This window comes from Tessaracoccus sp. OS52 (assembly GCF_020687685.1).
In the GTDB taxonomy this organism is placed as follows: domain Bacteria; phylum Actinomycetota; class Actinomycetes; order Propionibacteriales; family Propionibacteriaceae; genus Arachnia.
On record NZ_JAJEWM010000001.1, the window covers coordinates 1,411,875 to 1,435,448 of the forward strand.

17 protein-coding genes and 1 tRNA gene are annotated in these 23,574 nt (G+C 68.2%); 11 read left to right on the forward strand and 7 right to left on the reverse strand.

The genetic code is table 11. The features are described from left to right. Positions 1-109: 109 nt before the first annotated feature. Together LKO27_RS06655 and LKO27_RS06660 are read left to right on the forward strand one after the other, a co-directional pair. Positions 110-1,282 (forward strand): FUSC family protein, encoded by a 1,173-nt coding sequence (locus LKO27_RS06655; protein ID WP_227736363.1) that lies wholly within the window; start codon positions 110-112, stop codon positions 1,280-1,282. Positions 1,283-1,331: 49 nt separating this feature from the next. Beyond that, positions 1,332-1,408: transfer RNA gene (locus tag LKO27_RS06660), tRNA-Met, on the forward strand. Positions 1,409-1,454: 46 nt separating this feature from the next. Here the strand turns inward: LKO27_RS06660 and LKO27_RS06665 are convergent. From LKO27_RS06665 to LKO27_RS06675, 3 genes are read right to left on the reverse strand one after another with little or no spacing between them, the layout of a single operon-like run. Next, the gene (locus LKO27_RS06665; protein WP_227736364.1) at positions 1,455-1,868 is read right to left on the reverse strand and encodes a CoA-binding protein; all 414 of its coding nucleotides are present in this window, start codon (positions 1,866-1,868) and stop codon (positions 1,455-1,457) included. A gap of 37 nt (positions 1,869-1,905) precedes the next feature. Then, a complete protein-coding gene (locus LKO27_RS06670) occupies positions 1,906-2,130 on the reverse strand; it encodes a helix-turn-helix transcriptional regulator (protein ID WP_227736366.1) in 225 nt (74 codons plus the stop codon). Next, positions 2,130-2,600, reverse strand: coding sequence for a DUF2975 domain-containing protein (locus LKO27_RS06675; RefSeq protein WP_227736368.1), 471 nt, complete (start codon positions 2,598-2,600; stop codon positions 2,130-2,132). The genes LKO27_RS06670 and LKO27_RS06675 overlap by 1 nt, the downstream gene beginning before the upstream one ends. A 90-nt stretch (positions 2,601-2,690) precedes the next feature. Between LKO27_RS06675 and LKO27_RS06680 the strand changes: the two genes are divergently transcribed. The 4 genes from LKO27_RS06680 (at position 2,691) to LKO27_RS06695 (ending at position 7,118) form a co-directional block, all read left to right on the forward strand. After that, positions 2,691-3,683, forward strand: coding sequence for a CAP domain-containing protein (locus tag LKO27_RS06680; protein ID WP_227736370.1), 993 nt, complete (start codon positions 2,691-2,693; stop codon positions 3,681-3,683). Between the two features lie 88 nt (positions 3,684-3,771). Then, positions 3,772-4,452 (forward strand): trimeric intracellular cation channel family protein, encoded by a 681-nt coding sequence (locus tag LKO27_RS06685; protein WP_227736372.1) that lies wholly within the window; start codon positions 3,772-3,774, stop codon positions 4,450-4,452. A gap of 66 nt (positions 4,453-4,518) precedes the next feature. Then, a complete protein-coding gene (locus LKO27_RS06690) occupies positions 4,519-5,793 on the forward strand; it encodes a pitrilysin family protein (RefSeq protein ID WP_227736374.1) in 1,275 nt (424 codons plus the stop codon). Beyond that, positions 5,790-7,118 (forward strand): pitrilysin family protein, encoded by a 1,329-nt coding sequence (locus LKO27_RS06695; RefSeq protein ID WP_227736376.1) that lies wholly within the window; start codon positions 5,790-5,792, stop codon positions 7,116-7,118. Before LKO27_RS06690 ends, LKO27_RS06695 begins: the two co-directional genes overlap by 4 nt. 3 nt (positions 7,119-7,121) lie before the next feature. Here the strand turns inward: LKO27_RS06695 and LKO27_RS06700 are convergent, their stop codons facing one another. The 3 genes from LKO27_RS06700 to LKO27_RS15545 are packed head-to-tail and all read right to left on the reverse strand — an operon-like array spanning position 7,122 to position 11,558. After that, the gene (locus LKO27_RS06700) at positions 7,122-10,004 is read right to left on the reverse strand and encodes a UPF0182 family protein (protein WP_227736378.1); all 2,883 of its coding nucleotides are present in this window, start codon (positions 10,002-10,004) and stop codon (positions 7,122-7,124) included. Beyond that, complete coding sequence (locus tag LKO27_RS06705) at positions 10,001-10,525, reverse strand: PPA1309 family protein (protein ID WP_227736380.1); 525 nt, start codon at positions 10,523-10,525, stop codon at positions 10,001-10,003. Before LKO27_RS06705 ends, LKO27_RS06700 begins: the two co-directional genes overlap by 4 nt. After that, complete coding sequence (locus tag LKO27_RS15545) at positions 10,518-11,558, reverse strand: S16 family serine protease (RefSeq protein ID WP_227736382.1); 1,041 nt, start codon at positions 11,556-11,558, stop codon at positions 10,518-10,520. Before LKO27_RS15545 ends, LKO27_RS06705 begins: the two co-directional genes overlap by 8 nt. 124 nt (positions 11,559-11,682) lie before the next feature. On the opposite strand from LKO27_RS15545, the gene LKO27_RS06715 reads away from it, so the two are divergent. Together LKO27_RS06715 and LKO27_RS06720 are read left to right on the forward strand one after the other, a co-directional pair. Then, positions 11,683-13,035, forward strand: coding sequence for a zinc-dependent metalloprotease (locus LKO27_RS06715; protein ID WP_227736384.1), 1,353 nt, complete (start codon positions 11,683-11,685; stop codon positions 13,033-13,035). 230 nt (positions 13,036-13,265) lie between these two features. Continuing rightward, entirely contained in the window at positions 13,266-13,427 is a 162-nt protein-coding gene (locus tag LKO27_RS06720; RefSeq protein WP_185975793.1) for a DUF5679 domain-containing protein, read from the forward strand. Between the two features lie 57 nt (positions 13,428-13,484). Here LKO27_RS06720 and LKO27_RS15550 read toward each other — a convergent pair whose 3' ends face one another. Next, positions 13,485-15,524: an ATP-dependent DNA helicase UvrD2 gene (locus LKO27_RS15550; protein WP_227736385.1), complete on the reverse strand. Its 2,040-nt coding sequence runs from the start codon at positions 15,522-15,524 to the stop codon at positions 13,485-13,487. A gap of 115 nt (positions 15,525-15,639) precedes the next feature. On the opposite strand from LKO27_RS15550, the gene LKO27_RS06730 reads away from it, so the two are divergent. The 3 genes from LKO27_RS06730 to recD are packed head-to-tail and all read left to right on the forward strand — an operon-like array spanning position 15,640 to position 23,551. After that, on the forward strand, positions 15,640-18,639 hold the full coding sequence (locus LKO27_RS06730) for an exodeoxyribonuclease V subunit gamma (RefSeq protein WP_227737237.1): 3,000 nt from the start codon (positions 15,640-15,642) through the stop codon (positions 18,637-18,639). Further along, positions 18,639-21,797, forward strand: coding sequence for a UvrD-helicase domain-containing protein (locus tag LKO27_RS06735; RefSeq protein WP_227736387.1), 3,159 nt, complete (start codon positions 18,639-18,641; stop codon positions 21,795-21,797). Before LKO27_RS06730 ends, LKO27_RS06735 begins: the two co-directional genes overlap by 1 nt. Further along, positions 21,794-23,551 carry an exodeoxyribonuclease V subunit alpha gene (gene recD / locus LKO27_RS06740; RefSeq protein ID WP_227736390.1) on the forward strand — a complete coding sequence of 586 codons (1,758 nt, stop codon included), beginning with the start codon at positions 21,794-21,796 and terminating at the stop codon, positions 23,549-23,551. The genes LKO27_RS06735 and recD overlap by 4 nt, the downstream gene beginning before the upstream one ends. Positions 23,552-23,574: the final 23 nt, after the last annotated feature.

Below are 23,574 nucleotides of genomic sequence, written 5' to 3' on the forward strand. Positions count from 1 at the left end.
GCCGCTCCAGCCCTGATTCGCAAGGTGGCCGGTGGTCTAGGATCTGGCGCAGCAAGGGGTTCCTGGCGCAGCTGGGCTGCCGAACCCATCCACCTCGGGGAGCGCGCGCGTGAATGACAAACCGGACCACCGGGGCTTCTCCTGGCACGCGACGGGCCGGGGCATCCAGAATGCCTCCGTGCGGGCGTTCGACCTGAGCGAACGCGCGGCGCGCCGCGGCTGGCGCTCCCAGAAGCGACGGGTCAGCCGCTGGCGGTCCAGGCTGTTCATCATCATCCAGATCTCGCTCGCCGCCGGGCTGTCCTGGTGGATCGCGCAGCGCCTCCTCGGGCACGAGACGCCCTTCCTGGCCGTCGTGGCCTCCATCGTCTGCCTGGGGTTCTCGTTCGGCCAGCGGCTCTGGCGTGCCGCGGAGATCGCGATCGGGGTCACGGTCGGCGTCGCGCTCGGCGACCTGTTCTGGCACTGGTTCGGGCACGGGGTCTGGCAGATCATGCTGGTGATCGCGGTCGCCATGTCCATCACCACCTGGTTGGGCGCGCGCACGTTGATGGTGACGCAGGCTGCGGTCCAGGCCTCCATCGTCCTCACCATCCCGCCCAGCCTCGGGGCAGGGTTCTCCCGCTGGACCGACGCGCTCATCGGCTGCGCCGTCGCCCTGGCCTTCGCGACGGTGGCCCCGGTCGGACCGGTCGAGAGGCCGAGGCTGCAGGCCGCGAAGGTGCTGCACGAGACCGCCTCCTCCATCAGGTCCATGGTCACCGCGCTCACCGACGGCGACGAGGAGGCCGCCGAGGAGGTGCTTGCCCGGGCACGGGCCACCGAGAGCCAGCTGTCGGAGTTGACCGCCGCCCTGAACGAGGGCGTGGCCGTGGTCCGGACGTCGCCCTTCCTCCGGCACCGACGACAGAAGGTCCTCGAAATCGCCGACATCGCCGTCCCACTGGACCGCTTCACCCGCAACCTCCGGGTCCTCGCCCGCCGCTCAGCCATGGGCGTCTACCGTGGCGAGAAGATCCCGGCCACCCACCTCAGGCTCCTGGGTCGGCTGGCAGAGGTGACCGACGCGTGCGCAGTGGAGCTCTTCGCGCGTCGCCGGCCGGACTCGAAGATCGACGACATCGCCGCCGTGGGCGTCGAAAGCTCGCTGGTGCCGCTCGAGGCCAAGCTCTCCTCCACCGTGATCGTGGCCCAGGTGCGCTCGATGCTCGTAGACCTGCTGGAACTGTGCGGGCTCGACTACACCGACGCCCGTGAACTCGTGCCCCAGATGAAGGACTGAGCACGCGATTTGGGCTCCGGCGAGGCTTCGGGTATTGTTGAGCGAGCGACGCGGGGTGGAGCAGCTCGGTAGCTCGCTGGGCTCATAACCCAGAGGTCACAGGTTCAAATCCTGTCCCCGCTACCAATTGAGAAGTCCGGATCGGCCAACTGGCCGGTCCGGATTTCCCTTTTCAGAGGCCCATCCTGGGCGCCTCGATGGCAGGACACGTGTCCATGACGACGTCGAGTCCCGCTTCAGCAGCGCGGGCAGCGGCCTCCTCGTCGACCACCCCCAGCTGTAGCCAGACCGCCTTCGCTCCGACGGCGATCGCCTCGTCGACCACGGCGCCAGCGAGGTCCGACCGGACGAACACGTCCACCACGTCGATCTGGCCGGGCACCTCGGCCAGGTTGCGGTATCCGGGAGCGCCGTGCACCTCCTCGGCCTTGGGATGGACGGCCACTATCTCCATCCCCAGTCCTTGGACGAAGCTGGCTATCGAGTAGGCCGTGCGGCGGCGGTTCTGCGACAGCCCCACGACAGCCCACCTCCCCGGTGTCGTGAGGAGCCGACGGACCGTGGCTGGATCATTCCTGTGCACCATGGACGCAACGAAACCACAAGCCTCGGGGCGCCGAGGGTCAAAGCTGGGTTTGCTGGGGCTCCGGCTCCCAGCGCAACAGGTCTCCGGGCTGGCAATCGAGGGCCTCGCACAGGGCCGCCAAGGTGGTGAACCGCACTGCCTTGGCGCGACCGTTCTTCAGCACCGCAAGGTTCGCCGGCGTGATCCCGATCCTCTCCGCGAGGACCCCTACCGCCATCTTCCGCTTGGCCAGCATGACGTCGATGTCGACGATGATCGGCATCAGATCACCTCCTCCAGTTCGTCATGGAGGCCGGTCGCCTGCGCCAGGAGCGCCCGCATCACCAGGACCACGAGGGCGACCCCGACCGCCAGTCCGCCGGCTCCCCCGATCAGCAGCACCACCCCGGGTGGGACCTCGGTGGGAGCCAGGACGAGGCCGAGCGCGAAGCAGAGCAGCGCGGCGCACAGCGCTGACACGACGATGACGTCGACCCACCGGAACGCCGCGAGGGAGAACACGGTGCCCTTGAACACCATGGTCAGCAGCCGCCAGACGCAGACCATCGCTACCTGGATGGTGACTATCCCGAGAACGAGGATCACGGGGATCCAGACGCGCAGCATTTCTGGGGCCCCAGCCTCAGCCAGATCCTGGGCAAAAAGGGGCACCATCACCACCTGGACGAAGACCGAACCTGCGAGCCCACAGGCCAGAATGACGCGAAGCGCCCCTATCAACCATCGGTTCATCACATTCTCCTTGTCGAGCAACGAGATAAACCTATCGATTTACGATGCCATTTTCAATGGGGTGACCCCGAGTCGCGCATACTGATTCCCATGAGAATCGCCGTGCGCCTCCTGCTGTCCCTCACTGGCGTCGCTGCACTGCTGCTTGCGGGCACGTCATCGTCGCCCCTCCGCGCCGCCGCCGCTCCCCCACCGGAACAACAACTGCGCACCTACGCCGCGCAGGTCTCGGAGGTGTTCGACCGGCACAACGCGATCCGTGCAGATCACGGTCTCGGCCCGCTGCGGTACTCACCAGCCCTGGCGACCCGGTTCACCCAGCCCTGGAACGACCACCTGGCCGACGCCGACGCCTCCTTGCGGCACCAGGACCTCCAACCCCTCGCGTCCTGGCCGGGCGCCACTGGCGCTGGTGAGAACCTCTATTCCGGCAGCGGTCGCTACGGCACGCCGCAGGCCGCCATGGACGGTTGGATGGCCTCCCCCGGCCACCGCGAGAACATCCTCAAGCCGAACTGGGACTACATCGCCATCGGCTGGTCCGTGTCCCCCAGCGGGCGGGCCTACTCCACCGTCAACTTCTGGAGCGGGCATCTCACCGGCCTCGGATCCACCTACGCCGACGGCGCCGCCCTGCGCACCGCCCTGACCGGAGGCACCTCAGCGACGGTCAACGTGTACACCACCCAGGGCTACCACACCGTCAACGGACGCAGGTGGCATACGACCTGCGAGGCCTACTCCAGCGTGGTTCGCCGCTGCCGGGCCGAGATCTGGGCAACAAAGGTCACCTACGCCAACGGGATCTACACCCAGCACAACGGCTGGGCCTTCAACAACCTGACCTACCTGCCCGCCCCCCGCAGCTACTGGGGGAGCAATCCCCTCGCCAACACCGGGACCTGGTACCAGTCGGGCCGAAGGTGGGAGACGTCGTGCGGCGACGCCTGGACGGGACCGGCAGGCTGCCGCAGCTTCGTCCACGCCACCATCGTCGAGTCCTACCTCGACGCCGCCGGCAACCGGCGGTTCCGAAGCGTCCCGAACACCAGGGTGTTCAACAACATCGTCCAGTTCAGCTGAGGGTTCAGGCACCCTCCCGCCCAGCTGTGATTGCTACGCTGCCCCCAGCGGGAAACATCGCAGGAACGCAGGAGGGAAGGCGCCGCCAATGGAGCCGTGGACGCCGGACGTGCTGTTCCGGGTCGTGGACGTGGCCGGGGTCGTCGGCAACGGGCTCCTGGGCGGCGCCCTTGCCAGGTCGCAGCGTTATGACCTCATCGGATTCCTCTTCCTGGCCGTCACCTCGGGGCTCGGTGGCGGAATCATCCGGGACCTGCTCCTCGGGACGCGGTTCCCGGTGGCCCTGACCGACCCGTTCTACCTCGGGGGCGCCATCCTCGCTGCCCTGGTCGCCTACGTCGTCACCCTGGACGGGCCCATCTCCAGGCGCACGCTCTCACTGATCGACCTGCTTGCGCTCGGCTGCTGGGCCGCGACCGGGGCTTCCAAGGCGCTGTCCGTCGGCCTCGGCTGGATCCCGGCGATCCTGCTGGGTGTGATCACGGCGGTCGGCGGCGGCATGCTGCGCGACGTGCTCGTGAACCGGGTGCCCCAGATCTTCGGCGGCAACCCCCTCTACGCGACCTTCGCGATCCTCGCGGCGGCCGAGATGGTGGTCCTGCAGGATGCCGGACACTACGAGATCGGCATGGCCGTGGCCATCGCCAGCGCTGCGGTCCTGGGAGGAATCGCGCGTTGGCGCAACTGGAAGCTGCCGGACGCGCCGTCTGTCAACATCGGCGGCAGCGGGACAGCACGCGGCAGACATGGCCGGAAGAACGACGACTGAGTCATTTTCGCCGATGGCTAGACTCCGACCCAGAGGCCATGGGCCCGGGACGAAGGACACGAACACATGCACCAAGGCGTCGAACTGCGCTACGAAATGGCCACCCACACTCTCGAGAACGGTCTGCGAGTGTGCGTGCAGCCGGACCCCCTGGCGCCGGCGGTCGCAGTCAACCTGTGGTACGAGGTGGGTTCCTACGACGAATTGCCCGGTAAGTCGGGTTTCGCCCACCTGTTCGAGCACCTGATGTTCCAGGGCTCGGCGGACGTGGCCAGCGGAGAGCACATGGCGACGATCGAATCCGTGGGCGGATCGGTCAACGCGACCACCTCCACCGACCGGACCAACTACTTCGAAACCGTCCCCACTGGAGCCCTCGAGCTCGCGCTGTGGCTGGAGGCCAACCGGATGAGCTCCCTGGCCATCACCCAGGAGAACTTCGAGGCGCAGGTGGAGGTGGTCAAGGAGGAGAAGCGGCAGCGCTACGACAATCAGCCCTACGGGGACCTGTACGAGTTGCTGATCGCACAGCACTACGAACCGTCCCATCCGTACGGTCACCTTCCCATAGGCTCGATGACAGATCTGGATGCCGCCTCCCTGGCTGACGTCCAGCAGTTCTTCGACTCCTGGTACCGGCCGTCCAACGCACGACTGGTGCTCGCGGGCAACGTCGCCGCGGAAACTGCCATCGAGCTGGTCGAGCGTTACTTCGCCCAGGTCCCCGCCCAGCCGAGGCCGTCCCACCAGTCGCCCCTTGCAGGCGCCGCGGGTGGTGGAACCACCACCGTCACCCGCAAGGTCCCCCACTCACTGCTCTACGCCTCCTGGCCCACACCGCCGGCCGACCACGATGACAACCTCGTCCTCGACGTCGCACTGGCGATCCTCACCGACGGGCACACCTCCCGGTTGCACAAGCGACTCGTACGGCAGCTGGGACTGGCGCAGGAGGTCCACGGTTCAGCCCTCCTGCACCTGCGCGACTCATCGGTGAGCACCATCCTCGCCCGGCCCGCGGACGGCGTCAGCACGGCCAGCACAGCTGCCGCACTGCACGAAGCACTGCAGGACTTCGCCGCTGACGGACCCACCCCGGAGGAGCTCGAGCGGGCGGTGGCCCAGTACGAGAGGTCCTGGCTGCAGGACCTGGCGACGGTGGAGGGCCGGGCCGACATGATCAACGACTCGTGGCTCACTTTCGGAGAGCCCGAGCGGCTGAACTCACGGCTGGCCGAACTCACCGCCATCACCCCCGACGACGTCCGGCGCGTCGTCGCCACCAGGCTTTCGGGCCAACCAGCCGAGCTCCACTACCTCGCCGACAAGGGAGACCGATGATGCGACCTCAGGTCAGGCTGGCCAACCGCTGGACTTTCCCCTCGCCGGAGATCCGCCCGCTCGCCAACGGCGCCAGCGCGTGGATCTATGACCTCCCCGGGCAGCACGTCGCCGCCTTCGAGGTGGTGATGCCGTCCTCGCTGGCGCTGGAGCCGCGAGCCGTGGAGGGCGTGGCCACGGTGGCACTGAACGCCGTGGACGAGGGCACAGTCTCCAATCCGGATGGCCGGATCGCGGAGTTGCTGGAACTGCAGGGTGCCTCCCTTTCGGGCATGGCGAACCACAACGCCACGCGGCTGAGCGGGGATGCGCCCGCACGCCGACTGGTCGAGGTGTCCCGCCTGCTGGCGGAGGTGATCACGGAGCCCGAGTACGCCCCCGACGACGTCGCACACCACGTCGCCCTGCAGATCGCCTCCCACGACTCCCGGGCAGCCTCCCCCGATGCGGTGGCCAGACGCACCTTCCGGGCGGCCCTGCACGGCGACGATGCCCGCGAGGGTCGCCCCGTCGCCGGTACACCGTCGACCCTTGGAGCCATCACCCCCGAAGACGTGGTGGCGTGGCACCAACAGCGGTGGCTACCCTCTGGCTCCACATTCGTGCTGGCCGGCGACCTCACCGGTCTCGACGTCGACGAGGCGCTGGCGCCGCTCGGTGCGTGGACCGGCCACGGGTCGCAGCCGGAGCCGACCGAGGCTGACCCCCTGCCGCCGCAGGTGGTGCTGGCCGACATGCCAGAGGCTGTTCAGGCAACGGTGCAGATGGGCCTGCTGACGCCAGGTCGACGCCACCCCCAGTGGGCGGCACTGAAGCTCGCCGGACACGCCATCACCGGCGCCTTCGCCAGCCGGCTGAACCTGGAACTGCGCGAACGCCTGGGCTACACCTACGGCATCCAGGGCGGGTTCTCTGCCCGCCGCGGCGACGGACAGTTCACGGTCGGCGGCAGCTTCCGGACGGAGGTGGCGGCCGACGCCGTCGTCCGCATGCTGGACGGCGTGTCGCTGGGCTCGCCCTTCACCGACGCGGAGATCGCCGACGCCCGCGAGTTCCTGCTCGGTGTTGCGCCCCTCGCGAACGAGACGGCCTGGGACATCGCCAAGCAGGCAGCAGCCCTGGCCGGAGCCCATGAGGACCCCGGGTTCGTAAACGATCACTTCGCCGAACTCGAACTGCCGTCAGCGCAGGACGTGACCGCAGCGTTCCGGGAGCACGTCGCCTCCGACGCACTCACCGTCGCCATCAGTGGGCGGGCCAGCGAACTGGAGCCGGCGCTGCGGGCAGTGGGCCTCGAACCGGTCGTGGTCCCTGCGCCCCGCTGAGACTCACTCCTCCAACGCTGCGAGAGCCTCCTCCATCACGGTCTTGGCCTCCTCGTTCTTGGTCTGGTAGGTACCGAGATCGCCAGCGGCCAGGGCCTCGTCGGCCTCGATGAACAGCTGCATGCCCTCGGCAAGCAGTTCGCGGGCACGCTCGGCCCCCACCAGCACCGACCCCGGATCATTCGGATCCACGGGCTCCTCCGTGACCTGCTCACCCGTGTCCGCGCCAGCGTCGCCCTGGAACACCTGGTCGAGGGCCGACTGCAGGGTCTCGCCAATTCCCACGTGCTCGCCGAAGCGCACCACGACGAATCGCAGGGCCGGGTAGGCACCCGAGGTGGAACTGGTCTGCGTGTAGATGGGCTGGACGTAGATCAAGCCGCCACCCAGCGGGAGGGTCAGCAGGTTCCCGTAGATCGCGGTGGCGTTCCCGGTCCGGTTGAACGGGAGCAACCGGTCAGCGACCGCCTCGTTGGTGGTGATCGCGTTGTAGGTCTGGCCCGGACCGGCGATCTGCTCGGTGTCGGAGAGCTTCAGCGCCCGCTTCTGCCCGTACTGCTCGCTGGTGGCATCGGCGTTCACCGCCATGTAGACCGACAGGTTCTCACGGCCGCGCGGCACGAACACGGTGGTGTTCGCGTAGTGCGGCTCGATGTCCCCGGGCCACCTGATGGTCAGGAAGTACGGGGGCTCCTGGGTTTGCTGCTGGCCACCACTGACCGGGTCGTTCGGGACCTCCCAGATGTCGGACTGCTGGTACCACGTGTTGGTGTTGGTGGTGTGGTAGCGGCCGAGCACCTGGCGCTGGATCTTGAACAGGTCCTGCGGGTAGCGCAGGTGCGCCAGGAGTTCAGGAGAGATGTCCGACTTGGGAGTGATCACGCCCGGGAAGACCTTGGACCAGGTCTTGAGGATCGGGTCCTCTTGGTCCCACTCGTAGAGGGTGACTGTCCCGTCGTAGGCGTCGACCGTTGCCTTCACGGAGTTGCGCACGTAGTTGACCTGCGTGCCCATGAGGAGCCGGTCCGCCGAGGTCCTGGTGTCGGAGATCGCCTGCGCCCAGTCCACGCGAGTGGAGTTGGGGTAGTTGGCCGTGGAGGTGTAGGCGTCGATGATCCACACGATGCGGCCGTCGACCACGCTCGGGTAGGGGTCGGAGTCCAGAGTCAGCCAGGGGGCTGCCTCCTGTACCCGCTCCACCGGGACCCGGTTGTGCAGGAGCCTGGACTGCTCGTTCACGCGGTCCGAAAGCATGAGGTTGACATCACCGAACCGGATTGCGAACAGGGCCTTGGTGAAGAAGTCACCGACAGCCACGCCCCCGATGCCCTGGTACGTGTTCTTCGACTCCGTCCCGCCCTCGCCGCCGCCCGGGGTGTCGAGTTCGACGGGGTCGCTGCCCTCCGCGCCGCCGGCGACCACCCAGTGGTCCGAGCGCTCCCCGAAGTAGATCCGCGGCTCGTGCTCAGGAAGCGACCCGACAGTGGGGATGCCACCCGAGAAGAACACGGGCTCCCCGTTGGACTGGCGCTGGTTGCCGTAAGCGGCGGCCAGGCCGTGCCCGTGGGTGTAGACGGTTCGCATGTTGTTCCAGGTATCGCCCGATTCGACGGAGGCCAGGTCCAGCTCCCGGACTGCGACCACTGCGTCGGCGCGTTCGCCGTCGATGACGTAGCGGTCGACGTCGAGGGTCTGCGGGAAGGCGTAGTACCCGCGCACCTGCTGGAGCTGCTCGAAGGTGGGCGGGACGACCGCCGGGTCCATGAGCCGGATGGCGGGCAGGGCGGAGGCATCGGCGCGCAGCTGACCGGCGCTGACCGAGGTGGTGGCCTCGTAGTCGGTGATCTCGACGTCGTCGATGTCGAAGGCGTGCCTGGTGGCCTCGATGTTGGCCGCGATATAGGGGCGTTCCTTGTCGGGCTCGTCAGGGTCCACCTCGATGGTCTGGATGAACCACGGGTACCCGATGCCCAGGATCAGCGACGACACCACGAGCAGCGCGATCGCCACTCCGGGGACGCTCCAGCGCACCCGCCAGGCGTTATAGAAGCAGACCAGGGCGCAGATGGCCGCGATCACGGCGATGATGAGGTGCGCCGGGATCCTGGAGGTGGCATCGGTGGCCGACACGCCCGTGAAGAGATGGTTGGTGGTGGTGAGCAGGCTGAACCGGTCCAGCACCTGCGACGCGGCGAACAGCAGAAGCACGACGCCGAGCAGGATCGACAACTGGCGCTGGGCGGCGAGGCCACTGCGGGCACGCCCCGAGACGTTTCCGAGGCCGCGCAATGCCTTCGAGGTCATCGACCCGGTGAGGAAGTGCACCATGAGTGCGCCGATCAAGCCCAGCACGACGGCGAAGGTCACGTAGCCGATGACGAAACGCCACCAGGGCAGGTGGAACACGTAGAAGGAGGCGTCAAGGCCGAACACTGACTCCGTGGTGCCGAAGTCCGTCGCCCTGATCCAGGCCAAGAAGATCTGCGCAGCACTCGCAGCCACAGCACCGCCGAGCAGACCGAGGATCACGGCGGGCACCGCCATGATCAGCGACGAACGCCTGTCCAGCACGTCGCGGAACTGGACGAGCATCTCGGAGTCCAGGTTCGCGTGCCGGACGCGTGGACGGAGCCGGTAGGCGATCGCCAGACTGCCGTAGACGATGCCGGTCATCAGGATCCCGAACACCACGAAGAGACCGGCCTGCGCGGCCAGTTGCGTGGTGAACACGGTTCCCATCTCGATGCTCCGGAACCAGAGAAGGTCGGTCCAGATCCTCGAGGCGATCACGATCACCGTCACTACCACGGCCAGGACGATGATGGCCGGCAGGAGTGCGCCGCGACGCTGGGGTTCGTCTGAGATGTGGGAAGCGGAAGTGCTCACTGAGTGTGTCCTTCGAAGGTGCCCATGAGGGCGTCGGCTAGTCCAGGCACCAGATCAGGGGCGCCGAGCAGGTCGTCGGGGTTCGACAGCAGGCGGGCCAGTCCGTGACGCGCGCCGTCGCGCTGGACTCCCACCACCACGCGCACGTCGATGCGTTGCGGGTGCTTCCTGACGAAGTCGATGGCCTCGTCCGGGTCATCGGGGATCTGGGCCTCGTACTCCGGGGCGAGGAAGGAACGTTCCAAGGCGATCGCGGCGCCCTCGACCGTGTCCGGCCAGAAGATCCCGGCCAGGCGCTCCAGCACTTCGGTGCCGGCGGCGAAGTTGTCCTGCTCGATCGCGGTGAGGGCATCGGGCATCGACTCCGGCACCCGGGTGCGAAGTTGTGGCTCGAGTTCGAGGAGGGATGACGTCGTGACCAACGCGAACAGTCGTGCGGGCTGGTCCCAGCCGTTCTCGGAGACATGGCGTTCGATGTCTGCCAAGCAGGCGATGAGTCTGCTGTTGTCCGGCTCACTCACAGGTGGGAACCTCCATGTTGGACTGGCCTTCCTTGATCAACTGCAGCGCGGAGATCGCGTCCTTGAGGGTGGCGACGGGGACGAGTTGCATCTCGGTGGAGAAGTCGCCGATGTCGTCGCAGGTGTCGCTGGGCAGCACGAAGACGGTGGCGCCGGCGCGCTCCGCGCCCCGCATTTTCTCCCGGATGCCACCGATGGCCGCCACACGTCCGGAGGCATCGACCTCCCCGGTGACGGCGACGACCCGGTCCCCGATGAGCTCACCCTCGGTGATCTTGTCGTAGACGGCCAGCGCGAACACCAGGCCCGCACTCGGCCCCACCACGCTGGGATCGATCCGGTACTCGACCCGCGGTGTGTAGGAGTAGCCGATCCCGACATCGATCCCCGCGATCGGCTCCGACTCGCCGTTCGCGGTCGTCACGACGCTCACGGTCTGCGACACCCCCGAGCGGAGGACCTTGAACACGACCGGGTCGCCTACGGAACGGTTCCGGATCACCGCTGCGACGTCGTCACGGGAGGAGACCACCATCCCGTCGATGCTCTCGATCAGGTCGCCCGCCTGCAGCTTGCCGTTCGCGGGGCCGCTGAGCAGTACCGAGGCCACCATGGGCATGTCGATCACCGGCTGGCCTGCGGCCCGAAGCGCGGCGACGACCGCGTGGGTGCGGGAGGTGTCCATGGAGGCCACCGCCTCCTCGCGCACCTGCTCGTTCGACTTGCCGGCGGGATAGATCAACTCGCGGAGCATTGCGTCGGAGTCCGGGGCGATGTGGGCGATGAGCGCCTCTGGCAGGCTGACCGCGGCATCGACGCTGGACCTTGAGACGGTGGCCAGGTGCAGTTCACCGGCCGTCTCGAAGTTCTGGAGGCCGTTGACCTGCAGGAGCGGACCGTCGCCCGTCGACCCCAGTACGTCCACCGTTTCCCCGGGGCGCCACGTCACGACGGGGACGGGGACGACGACGAGCAACGCTGCGAGCACCACGAACAGCACTGAGGAGACGATCGCCACCACGTTGCGTGACACCGGGCCTCCCTTCACCGCCGACAACCCGGACTGCCCCAGACTACCAACCACCGCACGAACCCCGGTTCCGCTCGTTTGCGCCGTGGGGTTGAATGGGGTTCACAGCTGATGAAAGGGATCGACCATGCCAGGCGGCGACACGTCAGGACCCAACCCCGGAGGTTTCGGCGGCTTCGACTTCGAGGAGCTGCGCAAGCTGCTTGAGCAACTCGGAATGACCGGCGGCGGTGACGTCGACTTCGGTCAGCTGATGGAGCAGTTCGCCAAGGCCCAGGCTCAGGGCGGTGGGGCTTTCGGCTTCTCAAACGCGGATCGGGATCCCGATGCGGCCTGGCGCACGACCATCACCTCTGCCAAGCAGTTGACCCAGGCGCTGGGCCCAGACCCGGCACTCACCGCCGGCGAGGGGGTCGCGATCGTCGACGCCGAACGCCTGGCGCAGAGCTGGTTGTCCACCCAGACCACCTTCCCCGAGACGGGGATACCGCCGGAGACGCTGCGTCGCGAGGAGTGGCTCGACGAGACCAGCGCAGGCTGGCGGGCGATCGTGGAACCCATCATGAACGGGTTGGCAGAGGCACTTGAGAGGGGTGCCGTCCAGGAGGAGGACTCCGAGCTGGGCATGCTGTCGTCGATGCTTGCGCCGATGATGCGCCAGTCAGCGTCGCTGATCTATCGCGACCGGCTGAAGCGCGTGCTCGCGGAGGTCGCCAGTTCAACCCTCACGGGCACCGAGATCGGCATCAACCTGCTTCCGCGCGCCAGGGTGACCATCCTGCAGAGCAACGTCGCCGAGTTCACCCGGGACCTGGAGGTCCCGGAGTCCGACGTCCTGCTGTACCTGGTGCTCCGGGAGGCGGCCAGGATCCGCCTGTTCCATCACGTCGGCTGGTTGTCCCCGCAACTCAACGCGCTGCTGGCCCACTATGCCCGCGAGATCGTGATCGACTTCGAGGCCATCTCCTCCGGCTTCGACCCGTCGAATCTGGAGCAGTTCACCCTGGAGGACATCGTCAAGGTCGGCGAGCAGGTGCGCGGCTCCTTCTTCAAGCCTGCCAGTACCGAGATCCAGCTCGAGATCCTCGGCCGGCTCGAGGTCCTGCTGGCGCTGATCGAGGGCTGGGTGGACCACGTTGCGAACCGAGCGATTGAGCCGTGGCTCCCCAACGCAGGTGCCTTGAGCGAAGTCGTCCGGCGCCGACGGGCGGCAGCCGGGCCCACCCAGGAGGTCTTCGGTGACCTGCTGGGCCTGGAACTGAGACCCCGGCTCGTCCGCGACGCGGAGAATCTCTGGGCAGCCGTGGAGCATGATCGGGGCTCCGACGCCCGTGACGCGGTCTGGCAGCATCCCGACCTGCTGCCCACGGCGGAGCATCTGGCCGACCCCCTGTCCTACGGCAGGCAAGCCGAGGCCGAAGCGGCGCCCGACGACCTCGATGCCGAGTTGCGCCGCCTCCTCGACTCCGACGGCTCTTAGCAGCACTTGACGCCGGGTCCGAACCCCGACACACTCATTGACGAGAGTCCCGAACGGACGCACGCGCAGGGGAAGGCGAGTGCGGCTGCCGGGACTCTCGCTTTTCCTGGGCGCCACGTCCAACGGGAATTGCGCCGCAATGTGCGCCGGTTTACGCCCGGGTGCGGCTACAGTGGCACAGAACTCGCTTCGGAGAACGGAGCGGTTGTACAGGAATCTAGGAGGAAACAATGGCTGCAGAGACCTACGAGGGCTCGTTCTACTGCGTCAAGTGCAAGGAGAAGCGCGACGCCACCGGTGAAGTCGTCGTCAACGCAAAGGGCACCAAGATGGCCAAGGGCAAGTGCCCGGTGTGCGGCACCAACCTGAACCGCATCCTCGGCAAGGCCTGAGCCCAAGGGCTCCAACGGGAGCGGGCCGGTGATTGATTCACCGGCCCGCTCCCGTTCTCATTGGCGGGAAGTAGAAAGGTGCTTGTCGATGACCGCCAGGCAGCCGTCACCGTAGCGGTCCACCTTCACCCTCCCCACACCGGAGATCGACAGCAGGTCCTTTTCCGTGCGCGGTGCAGCCTCGGCCATCGCTCGCAGGGTGGCGTCGGTGAACACCACGAAGGCCGGGACCGAAGCCGTTGCAGCGGTCTCCTTCCGCCAGGCCTTGAGGGCCTCCAGCAGTTCCTCGTCGTAGTCCACCTCGCAGTCGACATGGCGGCTGAGCTTGCGTTCCATGGCAGTGGCCAACGGCAGGGCGCAGACGGAGCACTTGGAAGCCCGCGACGAGCGCCGCGGTGCTGACGGACCCGAGTCACGCCCGGGGGCGATGCCGTCGAGGAAGCGCGAGCGAATGCCCTTTCCCCTGGAGGGTGACTGGGGATGGCTGACCCGCAGATGTGTCCTCGCCCGGGTCAGCGCCACATGCAGCAACCGCCGCTCCTCGGAGAGCGCCGGCTCCTCCTGACTGAGTGCAAAAGGAACCAGACCCTCGCGGACGCCGACGACCGCGACGGCGTCCCATTCGAGTCCCTTGGCAGCGTGCATCGTGCTCAGCGTCACGGAGTCCGCCACCGGGGAGGCCTGCCAGGCAGCACGCTCGGCCAACCACACCCGCAGTTCGTCCGACGTCCAGGCGAGCTGGCTCTCGGCCTCCGCGACCACCATGTCCCGCAGGGCGTTCAGCGACTCCCAGCGCTCACGCTGCCTGCCCATCCCAGACGGCGGATCCGGCGTCCAGCCCGTGCCGGACAGGTAGGACTCGACCAGTTCGACCGGGTCCCCTTCCGGATCCCTCTCCGCCGCGCTCGAGATGACGTGCACGGCCTGACGAACCTCCGCCCGCTCGTAGTAGGAGTCGGTACCCCGCACGGAGTACGGGATGCCCGCGTCCGTGAAGGCCGCCTCGAACGTCGGGGCCTGAGCGTTGATCCGGTACAGCACGGCCATCTCCGACCATGGCGTCCCACCCGCGTGCAGGCCCTTGAACCAGTCCGCCACGGCGCCTGCTTCCTGGGCCTCCGAGCCGTCCACGGGGAACGACGGTGCCGGTCCGGAACCGCGGGTGGGACGCAGCGCCGTCGGCTCTGATGGACGCACGCGCAGCACCTTGTTGGCGGCGACGAGGATCTCCGGTGTGGATCGATAGTTGCGCACCAGCCGCACCTGCTCGGCCTGGGGGAACTCGGTCGCGAACCCCAGCAGGAAGTCCGCCCGGGCGCCCGCGAAGGAATGGATGGCCTGGTTCGGGTCGCCCACGACGCACACGTCGTCGCGTCCGTCCACCCACAGCGCGATCAGTCTGTGCTGCAGGGCGGACACGTCCTGGTACTCGTCGACGATGAAGTGCCGGTACTGGTCGCGGATCGTCTCCGCGATGGCAGGGTGCTCGGCCAGGAGCGAGGCTGCGCAGAGGAGGACGTCGTTGAAGTCGACCTGCCCGGCCGCGGACTTCGCCTTCTCGTAGTGGACCATCACAGCCGCAACCTGGGTGGGGCTGGCCCCGTTAACCTCGCGACTGTTCGGCCCTGCCAGCTCGGCGTAGCTCGACGGCGCCACGTTGCTGGACTTCGCCCAGGAGATCTCTGCCTCCAGGTCGCGGATCAGGGCGGTGTCGGCGTTGCCGAGCACCGCGTTGGCGGCGCGCGCTGCGAAGGAGAAGGTGTTGTCTGCGACGGGTGGGAACTCGCTGTGGAAGGCGGCGGGCCAGAAGTACTTGCACTGTCGCAGCGCCGCGGCGTGGATGGTGCGGGCCTGCGCCCCCCGAACACCCAGCCCTGCCAGCCTGGTGCGCATCTCCCCCGCGGCCCTGGTCGTGAACGTGACCGCGAGCGTGGCCGTCGGTGAATACCGCCCTTCGCGGACAGCGTTGGCGACGCGGTGGGTGATGGCTCTCGTCTTGCCGGTGCCCGCACCTGCCAGCACCACCAGAGGGTGCTCCAGCAGCGTCGCCACGCGCAGTTGCTCTGGGTCAAGGACGTCGAGGATGGGATCTGTCACGCCCCCATTGTGGTCCACCCTTCCGACAAGTGCCGTCCACGACGGACCGGAGCCCTCGATTGTCGGAGGGGCTGGCTAGGGTGATGCAGGGAGTGGAGAGGAGGCCGCCTTGGCCGTGTCGGTACTGCGTCGGGAGCGTTGGAAGGACCTCGTCTCCTCCTTGGCCTCCTCGCTTTCGGTCTCCCCTCCCGGACCTTTCGCGATGGTGGAGGTGCTGGTGAGCTCCCACGGAGCCGGTCGGATGTTGGGACAGGCGCTTTCCACGCAACTGCCCGGTGGCATCACTGCGGGCATTGCATGGCTGACCGTCCCGGAGTGGATCCGGCGGGTCGCCTCCGAACAGGGCCTGGCAGCAGACCTGGAGACGTGGCACTCGGTCCGCGCATCCGTCGTGGCCGCGGACGCCCTCCTGGAGCTGGGGGAAGAGCACCCCATCCTGGCGGCACACCTGAACTCAAGCGGTTCCGCCGCGCGCCGCCAGCAGCTGGCCCAGCGCTGCATGCAGCTGCTGCGCCGTTACGCCGAGCAGGCTCCGGGGATGGTCTCCGGGTGGCTGGAGGGTGCCGACGTCGATGCCTCCGGGCGTGAGCTGCCGGCCCACCTGGCGTGGCAGCCCGCGCTGCTTCGCCTGGTTACCGAGGAGTTGCAGGTGGATCCCGTGGATCTGTGGTCCGCGCTCGAACACGCGGCCGCTGATCGCCCCCGCGAGGCACCCGTCGTCTTCGCCGTGCCGCAGCCCCCGGCGGCGCACCGCTCCATCCTGGCCGCGGCCGGCGGTGCCGGTGAGCTGAGGATCTTCCAGGTTTGTGGCGGCGGCTTCCCGGACTGGACCGAGGCTCTGGCGGACGAGGTCGTCGCCCCGGCGACGCCAAGGGTCCCGAGCACGGTGGAAGTGCACGGGTCCCACGGTCCGAACCGTCAGGTGGAGGTGCTGCGCGACGAACTGACCCGCCGATTCGCGGCAGACCCCACGCTGGAACCGCGCGACGTCCTGGTGGTCTGTGAAGACCCCGCAAGTTGGCGCCCACACCTGGTGAGCGCCTTCTCGCCGTCGGAGGAGGATCCGCTGTCACATCCGGGTCGGCGCCTGCGTCTCGAGGCCGGTTCGGTGCTCCCGCCCAACCTGGTGGTGGAGGTGATCCGCAGGTGCCTGCGCCTGTCCGAGTCTCGTGCAACCGCCAGCGAAGTCACGGAGCTGCTGCTGCTGTCGCCGGTAGCTCACCGCTGGCGCCTCGGCGCCCACCGGCAGGAGCTGCTGGAACTGGTATCGAGCTCCGGCATCCGCTGGGGCCTGGACCAGCACCACCGTTCGCAACTGCAGGTACCGGGGGTCTCCCAGAACACGTGGCTTCGAGGTGTTGACCGGCTCCTGACCGGCCTGGCGGTAGCCCCAGGGTCCAGCGCTCCGCTCGCCGTCACAGGCGTCGCGACGGTCGGCACGTCGGATCTGGAACTGGTCGGAACGCTGGGTGAGCTCCTGTCCCGGCTGAGGCGCTTCAACCACAGCGCCTCCACCCCCGCCACCGCGGTGGTGTGGGTGGACCGCGTCCGCCAGTTGCTCACCGAGGTCGTCGGTTGCGCCTTCGAGGACGAATGGATGGCGCTGCAGGCCAACGCAGCCCTGTCGGACCTGGCAGAACAACTGGCAGATGTCCCCGCGGTTCTCGAACGCGGTGAGTTCGCGAGGCTGTTCGAATCACTGACCAGGGAGTTCGCGCCACGCCCGACGGTCGGGAACGGTGCTCTCCAGGTCGTCGCAACGGGTGACCTGGCCCAAGTCGACTTCCGGCTGGTCTGCCTGCTGGGTCTCGCCGATCACCACGGCTCAGCCGATGTCGACGCCGTGGACCTGGGAGAAGCGGTCCTCGATTCCCGCCAGCTCCGTCTGGCCCGCCTCGTGGCCCATGCCCGCGCCGCCGACGAGGTCCTCGTGGTCACGCAGACACGGGATCCCCTGACCGACCGCCCGGTGGCCCGGGCCACCACTGTCGCCTGGCTCCTGCGGGAACTCGGCTTCCCCGACCAGGGCACCATCGAGCATCCCCTGCTCGCCCACAGCGAGCCCAACTTCACGGCTGGCCGCAGTTTTGACCAACAGGCACTGGGGGCGGCCAAGGCATTGCGGCTGGCAGCCACCCGGGCCGAGGCCGCCCACGTGATCCGCCGCAGGGACGCGCTCGGCCTGCCCCATGGGCCACAGCACGTGGAGGTTGGCATCAGGGACCTGGCATCCTTCCTGAAAGATCCCGCAAAGGACTTCCTCCGCTCCGCGGCCGGGGTTCGGATGTACGAGTCAGCCAGACTCTCCGATGCCTTGCCATTCGTTCTGGACGGATTGGAGGAATGGGGAATCAAGGATCGGCTCCTCGAGTCCTTCAAGTCCGGCGCCCACCCGGATGAGGCAGCCGTGCGGGAAGTCGAACGTGAGCTCCTCCCGCCCGGTCACGTCGGACGACGCCTGCTGGAAGTGCCCCTTGAGTTGACGAAGGCCCTGTGGCGGCAGGCCTGGAACGACTGGTCGGGCGACCCCGCAGATCACCGGGTGGAACTCCGCCTGGGCGACGCCGTCCTGGCGGACACAATCCGCACGCGGGGCGGCAGGATTGTCGAGGTGACGGCCAGTCAGGGCCGGTCCACCGAGCTCAAGCCCTGGCTCGAGCAACTCGCTCTGGCCGCCTCGGGGATCCCTGCCGAGGCGGTGATCCACAGGCCGCTGCGGAACTACTCCACCTGGCTTCCCGAGACGGCAGTGCTACCGGTGCCCGACCCCGATACTGCCCGAACCGTGCTGCTCGCCGTTGCCCGAGCCTGGTCCCAGGGACGCACCAGGTTCATCCCCCTTCCGCAGGAACCGGCCCTCGAACTGGCTCGGGAACTGGCAGCGGGTGAACACAAGCGCAAGGACTGGGAGATCCCCTCCTCGGACTGGAAGCGGACGAAGTGGTCCCGCATGGGCCACCAATGGCGCCTCTTCTATTCCGACGTTCCGGCAGAGCTGTTCGATGACCCGGCCACCTCCCGGGATCCGGAACCGCCCGAAGGAGCGCAGTTGGATTCCGCCTTCGCCGCCTGGACTGCCGCCATCTACCTGCCCATGCTCCAAGGAGGTCGCTGATGTTCGACTTCCGGCAGCCCCTGCCCACCAGTCCCCTGTTGCTGGAGGCCAGCGCCGGCACGGGCAAGACCTGGGCCATCGCCACCCTCACGGCACGTTTCGTCGCCGAGGAGGGCACACCGATCGACGAGGTGCTCCTGATCACCTTCACGGAGCGCTCCGCACGGGACTTGCGCAGCAGGGTGTTCCAGCGGCTCCAGGCAGTGGAGCAGGACCTGACCCTGTTCCTCGAGTCGGGGCAACTTCCCGATGACGAGGTCTCGGCGCTCATCTGCACGGGAGACGTCGAGCTGCGAGCCGATCGGCTCAGGCGGGCGTTGGAGAACTTCGACCGCAGCATGATCTCCACCATCCACGCCTTTTGCGAGTCGATGCTCAGGGAACTGGGCGTGCTCGGTGACTGGGACGCCGAGGACACGGTGCTCACGGACCCGAGGGCGCTCATCGAGCAATGCGCCACCGACGTGTACCTCACGCGCTACTCCGACGTCGCAGACCTTGACCTCACCCCGAAGCGTGCGCTGGAGATCGCGCAGCGCGCGTGTGAGTCCACCCTCCCGCTCACGTCGAGCCGGCAGTTGGAGTCCGAGTACTGCGAGGCGGTCCGGGCCAGGTTCGCCAGCCGGAAGCGCGAACTGGGGGTGGTGGCCTTCGACGACATGCCAGTCAGGCTCAGCCAGCTGCTCTCCTCGCGCCAGGTGGGCCCCGTCGTGGCCCAGGAGTTGCGCGATCGCTTCCGGCTCGTGATGGTCGACGAGTTCCAGGACACCGATCCCGTGCAGTGGGACATCTTGCGGGGCGCTTTCCTGGGCAGGGATCGCGCCACCGTGCTGATCGGTGACCCGAAGCAGTCGATCTACGGTTTCCGCAACGCGGACCTGCTGAGCTATCTGGAGGCGAGCGAGACCGCCACCAAGCAGAGCCTGGGTGTGAACTTCCGTTCGGACAGGGCAGTGGTGGACGGCGTCGGCGAACTCTTCGGCAACGTCACCCTCGGGGACCAACGCATCACCGTGCAGCCGGTGGTCTCACGCCACGAGTCCCGTCTGGAGATGCGCGGGGCCGTTGCGAAGGTCCTCGTGCGCTGCGCGACCGAGGATGAACTCGGGGTCGCCGCTGACACCGCGATATCCCGGGATCTGGTGTCAATGACCAACCAGTTGCTGGCCCACGCCGAGATCGAGGGCAGGCCCCTGGTGCCGTCCGACATCGCCGTGCTGGTCCGCAGCCGGGCTGAGGGCAAGGCCCTGTTGACGCAATTGGAGCGCGCCGGCATCCCTGCCGTGGCGGCTGGCCAGGAGAACGTCCTGGAGACGCAGGCCGCCAGCGACTGGACGCACGTCCTGGGGGCGATGACCTCCCCGACCCGCTCCAGCACCGTGCTCGCAGCCTGCACAGACCTGCTCGGGTTCGATCTGGCGAAGCTGATCGACGACGCCAGCGGAGCCAGCGAACAGGCCTTCGTGATGGTTCGTTCCCTGGCGAACGCCTTCGACAAGGGCGGCTTCGCCGCGGTGCTGACCACCATCGCCGCTCAGACAGACCTGCACCGACGGCTCATGTCCCTGCCGGACGGCCCGCGCCGGCTGACGGACCTGCTGCACGTCGGGGAGTTGCTGTCGTGCGCCCCGGCCAGCAGCCTGCAGGACCTCGTGGACTGGTTCGCGAAGCAGCTGGACACCAGGTCCCGCGACGTGGACTCGGCGGACCACCGCATGGCCTCCGACGCCGACGCCGTCCGCGTCCTGACGTTGCACTCGGCGAAGGGCCTGGAGTTCGGTGTCGTCCTCCTGCCCGAGGTGAGCGAGCTCTCGTTGTTCCCCGGACAGCCCTTCCCGCTGCTGACCGACGAGGGCCGCCGCCTGTACGTAGGACCGAAGCTGGACCGTCAGGACCAGACCCGCAAGGAGTACGAACGGCAGTTGCGCGACGAGGAGCTCAGACTCCTCTACGTCGGCCTGACGAGGGCGAAGCATCTGGCCATCGCCTGGCACGTCGAGAGCAGGAGAAGCAGCTCTGGTCCACTCACCGCGTTGCTGGCGCGGGACCGTGCCAACCCGATGCTGGCCGCGGCCTATTCGCGGATCCCCAGGACCCCGCCCCTGGACTCCCGGCTGGTCAGCGTCACGCGCTTCCACGACGGCGAGGAGCCCACTCGCTCCGCCCCCGAGGCGAGCACGAGTCCGCTCACTGTTTCCCGGCTGACACGTGAGGTGGACCGGACCTGGCGGCGAACGTCCTACTCGGGCCTGACGGCTGGTCTGCATGAGTTCGCGCACGCGGCGGGAAACGACGAACCGGAAGCCGATCTCGAACCGCAGGCCCAGCCGACCGGGGCGGCGGCCACGCCGTCCCCCATGGCCGAACTGCCGGGCGGAGCCTCGTTCGGAACCCTGGTGCACGCGGTTCTCGAACAGGTCGACTGGGCTCCGGCGCAGCTCCAGGCCAGCGCCGAGCAGGTGGTCGGCAAGCTGGCCCCCCGCCACGGACTTGCCCCGGAGTTCCACGCCACGCTCACCTCTGCCGTCATCGATGTGTGCACCACCCGACTCGGTCCCGTGTCACAGGGCGCCAGTCTCAGCGAGCTGCCCTTGGCCGACCGCTTGGCCGAGCTGGATTTCGACCTGCCAATGGCGGATCGCGGCAGTCCGGCCGACGTGGCCGCCCTTGCAGCCGCCATGGGCAGGCACCTTCCGGACGGCGACGCCCTGGCCGCCTATCCCCGGCATCTGGCCCAGTCCCCCGCGGCCCCACAGGTGCTCAACGGAATGCTGACGGGGTCCATCGACGTGGTCGTGCGGACGCCGGCCGGAGGTTTCGTGGTCATCGACTACAAGACCAACCGGTTGCCGGTCGGCCCCGGTGAGGACCTGGCTGTGGGCCACTACAACCACCGCGCCATGGCCGAGGCCATGATCCAGTCGCACTACCCCCTGCAGGCGTTGCTCTACTGCGTCGCGTTGCACCGGTACCTGACCTGGCGGTTGCCTGGCTACGAACCTGGCACCCACCTGGGAGGAGTTGCGTACCTGTTCGTGCGGGGCATGGCTGGTCCGGCGACTCCGGTGATCGACGGTCACACCTGCGGCGTCTTCACCTGGCACCCGAGCGCCGAGCTGGTGCTTGAGGCTTCCCGACTGATCGGAGGAACCCGATGAGGACAGCTGAGGTGCCGATCGCGGCACAGGGCCTGCTGTTGCAGTTCTGTGAGTCCGGAATGCTGCGGCCGGTCGACTTCCACCTGGCCCGCAGAATGGCCCAACTCAGCCGTGAGACCGACGAGCGGGTCGAGCTGGCGATGGCGCTCGCCACCCGCGAGCTGCGGCTCGGGTCGGTGTGCTTGGACATCACCTCCGCGCACACCCTGCTGCCGGACACCGGTGACGACGGCACACAAGTGGGCGGGGCAGACTCACCGGCTCCCCCGCTCGACTGGCCGGAGCCCAGCGAGTGGCTGGAGCTACTGCGGAACTCACCGGCAGTCGCAGGAGCCGACGGCCCCGATCGCCCGTTCCGGCTGGTTGGTGCGCTGTTCTACCTGGATCGGTTCTGGGCGGAGGAGCGGACCGTGGAGGCCTGCCTGCTGAGCAGGAGCTCATTGTCGGCGATGCCCGTCCCCCGGGAAGGCCTGGAACGCGCGCTCGAGACCGATCCGCCCCTGGCGCCGACCGACCCGCAACGCGTCGCGGTGGAGGCCGCCCTCACCAACGCAACCACCGTGATCACGGGCGGGCCCGGCACCGGCAAGACCACCACGGTTGCGCGAATCCTGCGCGGACTGCAGGATTCCGAGCATCCACCCCTGGTGGCTCTGGCCGCGCCCACCGGCAAGGCGGCCACGCGGCTGGAGACCTCCGTACGGGACGCTCTCGGGGATGCCGGGGGGCTGCGCGTGCGGAGTTCCACCCTTCACAAGCTGCTCGACATCGTTCCCGGCCGGGAACGGCGCACCTTCGGGCCCGAGAACCCGCTCCCCCACGACGTCGTGATCGTTGACGAGACGTCGATGGTCTCCCTGACGATGATGTCCTGGCTGCTCGAGGCGGTCCCGGAATCAACGAGGCTCGTGCTGATCGGAGACCCGGACCAGTTGGAGTCGGTCGAGGTGGGGGCCGTGCTCGCCGACATCGCGGGCTCCGAGGCTCTGGTCACCTCGAGCTCCGGCAGCGGCGTGGTCGCGCTCACCCACAACTGGCGAAGCAATGAGGAGATCAACGAGTTGTCGGCCGCCATCCGGGACGGCCAGTCCGAGCGTGCCCTCGAGTTGCTGACCGAGGGCGAGACCTGCAGCCTCATCCCCTACACCGGGACGGAGGGGTTCGCCACCTTCTCCGAGCTGACCGCCGACGTCCTCGACTGCGCCTCGGCGGTCCAGGCGGCGGCGGTGGCGGGCGACGGCGAACTCGCCAACCGGGAACTGGCTCGCCACCGCATCCTGTGCGCACACCGGGAGGGCCCCTTCGGGGTCAGCCGTTGGGGCTCATCGGCCCGCTCCTGGCTGTCCGAACAGCTGACCGACTACGGGCTCACGGCCGGCCCGTGGGCCGGTCAACCCCTGTTGATAACGCGCAGCAGCGACACGGTCGCGAACGGCGACACTGCCGTGGTCACCCTTCGCGGGGGTCGGCTGGTGGCATGCATCGACCGCGCCCGTGGACCCCTGTGGCGGGATCCGGCTGTCCTTGATGGGGCGGTGGACCTCCATGCCATGACGATCCACAAGTCCCAGGGCAGCCAGTTCGGCGCGGTCAGCGTCATCCTGCCGCCCGTGGGCTCCCCACTGCTCACCAGACAGCTCGTCTACACGGCCGTCACGCGGGCGCGACGGGGCGTTCGGATCTACGGCAGCCCAGAATCACTGAGGCAGGCCATCGAGACCCCGGCGCGCCGGGCCAGCGGTCTGGGCCGCTGACGCGAGGCGGACGCCTCGGGGCA

Bases quoted from the DNA above. Each gene is read 5' to 3' on its own strand.
- LKO27_RS06665 (WP_227736364.1), bottom strand. From the start codon at position 1,868: ATGGTGCACAGGAATGATCCAGCCACGGTCCGTCGGCTCCTCACGACA.
- LKO27_RS06670 (WP_227736366.1), bottom strand. From the start codon at position 2,130: ATGCCGATCATCGTCGACATCGACGTCATGCTGGCCAAGCGGAAGATG.
- LKO27_RS06675 (WP_227736368.1), bottom strand. From the start codon at position 2,600: ATGAACCGATGGTTGATAGGGGCGCTTCGCGTCATTCTGGCCTGTGGG.
- LKO27_RS06680 (WP_227736370.1), top strand. From the start codon at position 2,691: ATGAGAATCGCCGTGCGCCTCCTGCTGTCCCTCACTGGCGTCGCTGCA.
- LKO27_RS06685 (WP_227736372.1), top strand. From the start codon at position 3,772: ATGGAGCCGTGGACGCCGGACGTGCTGTTCCGGGTCGTGGACGTGGCC.
- LKO27_RS06690 (WP_227736374.1), top strand. From the start codon at position 4,519: ATGCACCAAGGCGTCGAACTGCGCTACGAAATGGCCACCCACACTCTC.
- LKO27_RS06695 (WP_227736376.1), top strand. From the start codon at position 5,790: ATGATGCGACCTCAGGTCAGGCTGGCCAACCGCTGGACTTTCCCCTCG.
- LKO27_RS06715 (WP_227736384.1), top strand. From the start codon at position 11,683: ATGCCAGGCGGCGACACGTCAGGACCCAACCCCGGAGGTTTCGGCGGC.
- LKO27_RS06720 (WP_185975793.1), top strand. From the start codon at position 13,266: ATGGCTGCAGAGACCTACGAGGGCTCGTTCTACTGCGTCAAGTGCAAG.
- LKO27_RS06735 (WP_227736387.1), top strand. From the start codon at position 18,639: ATGTTCGACTTCCGGCAGCCCCTGCCCACCAGTCCCCTGTTGCTGGAG.
- recD (WP_227736390.1), top strand. From the start codon at position 21,794: ATGAGGACAGCTGAGGTGCCGATCGCGGCACAGGGCCTGCTGTTGCAG.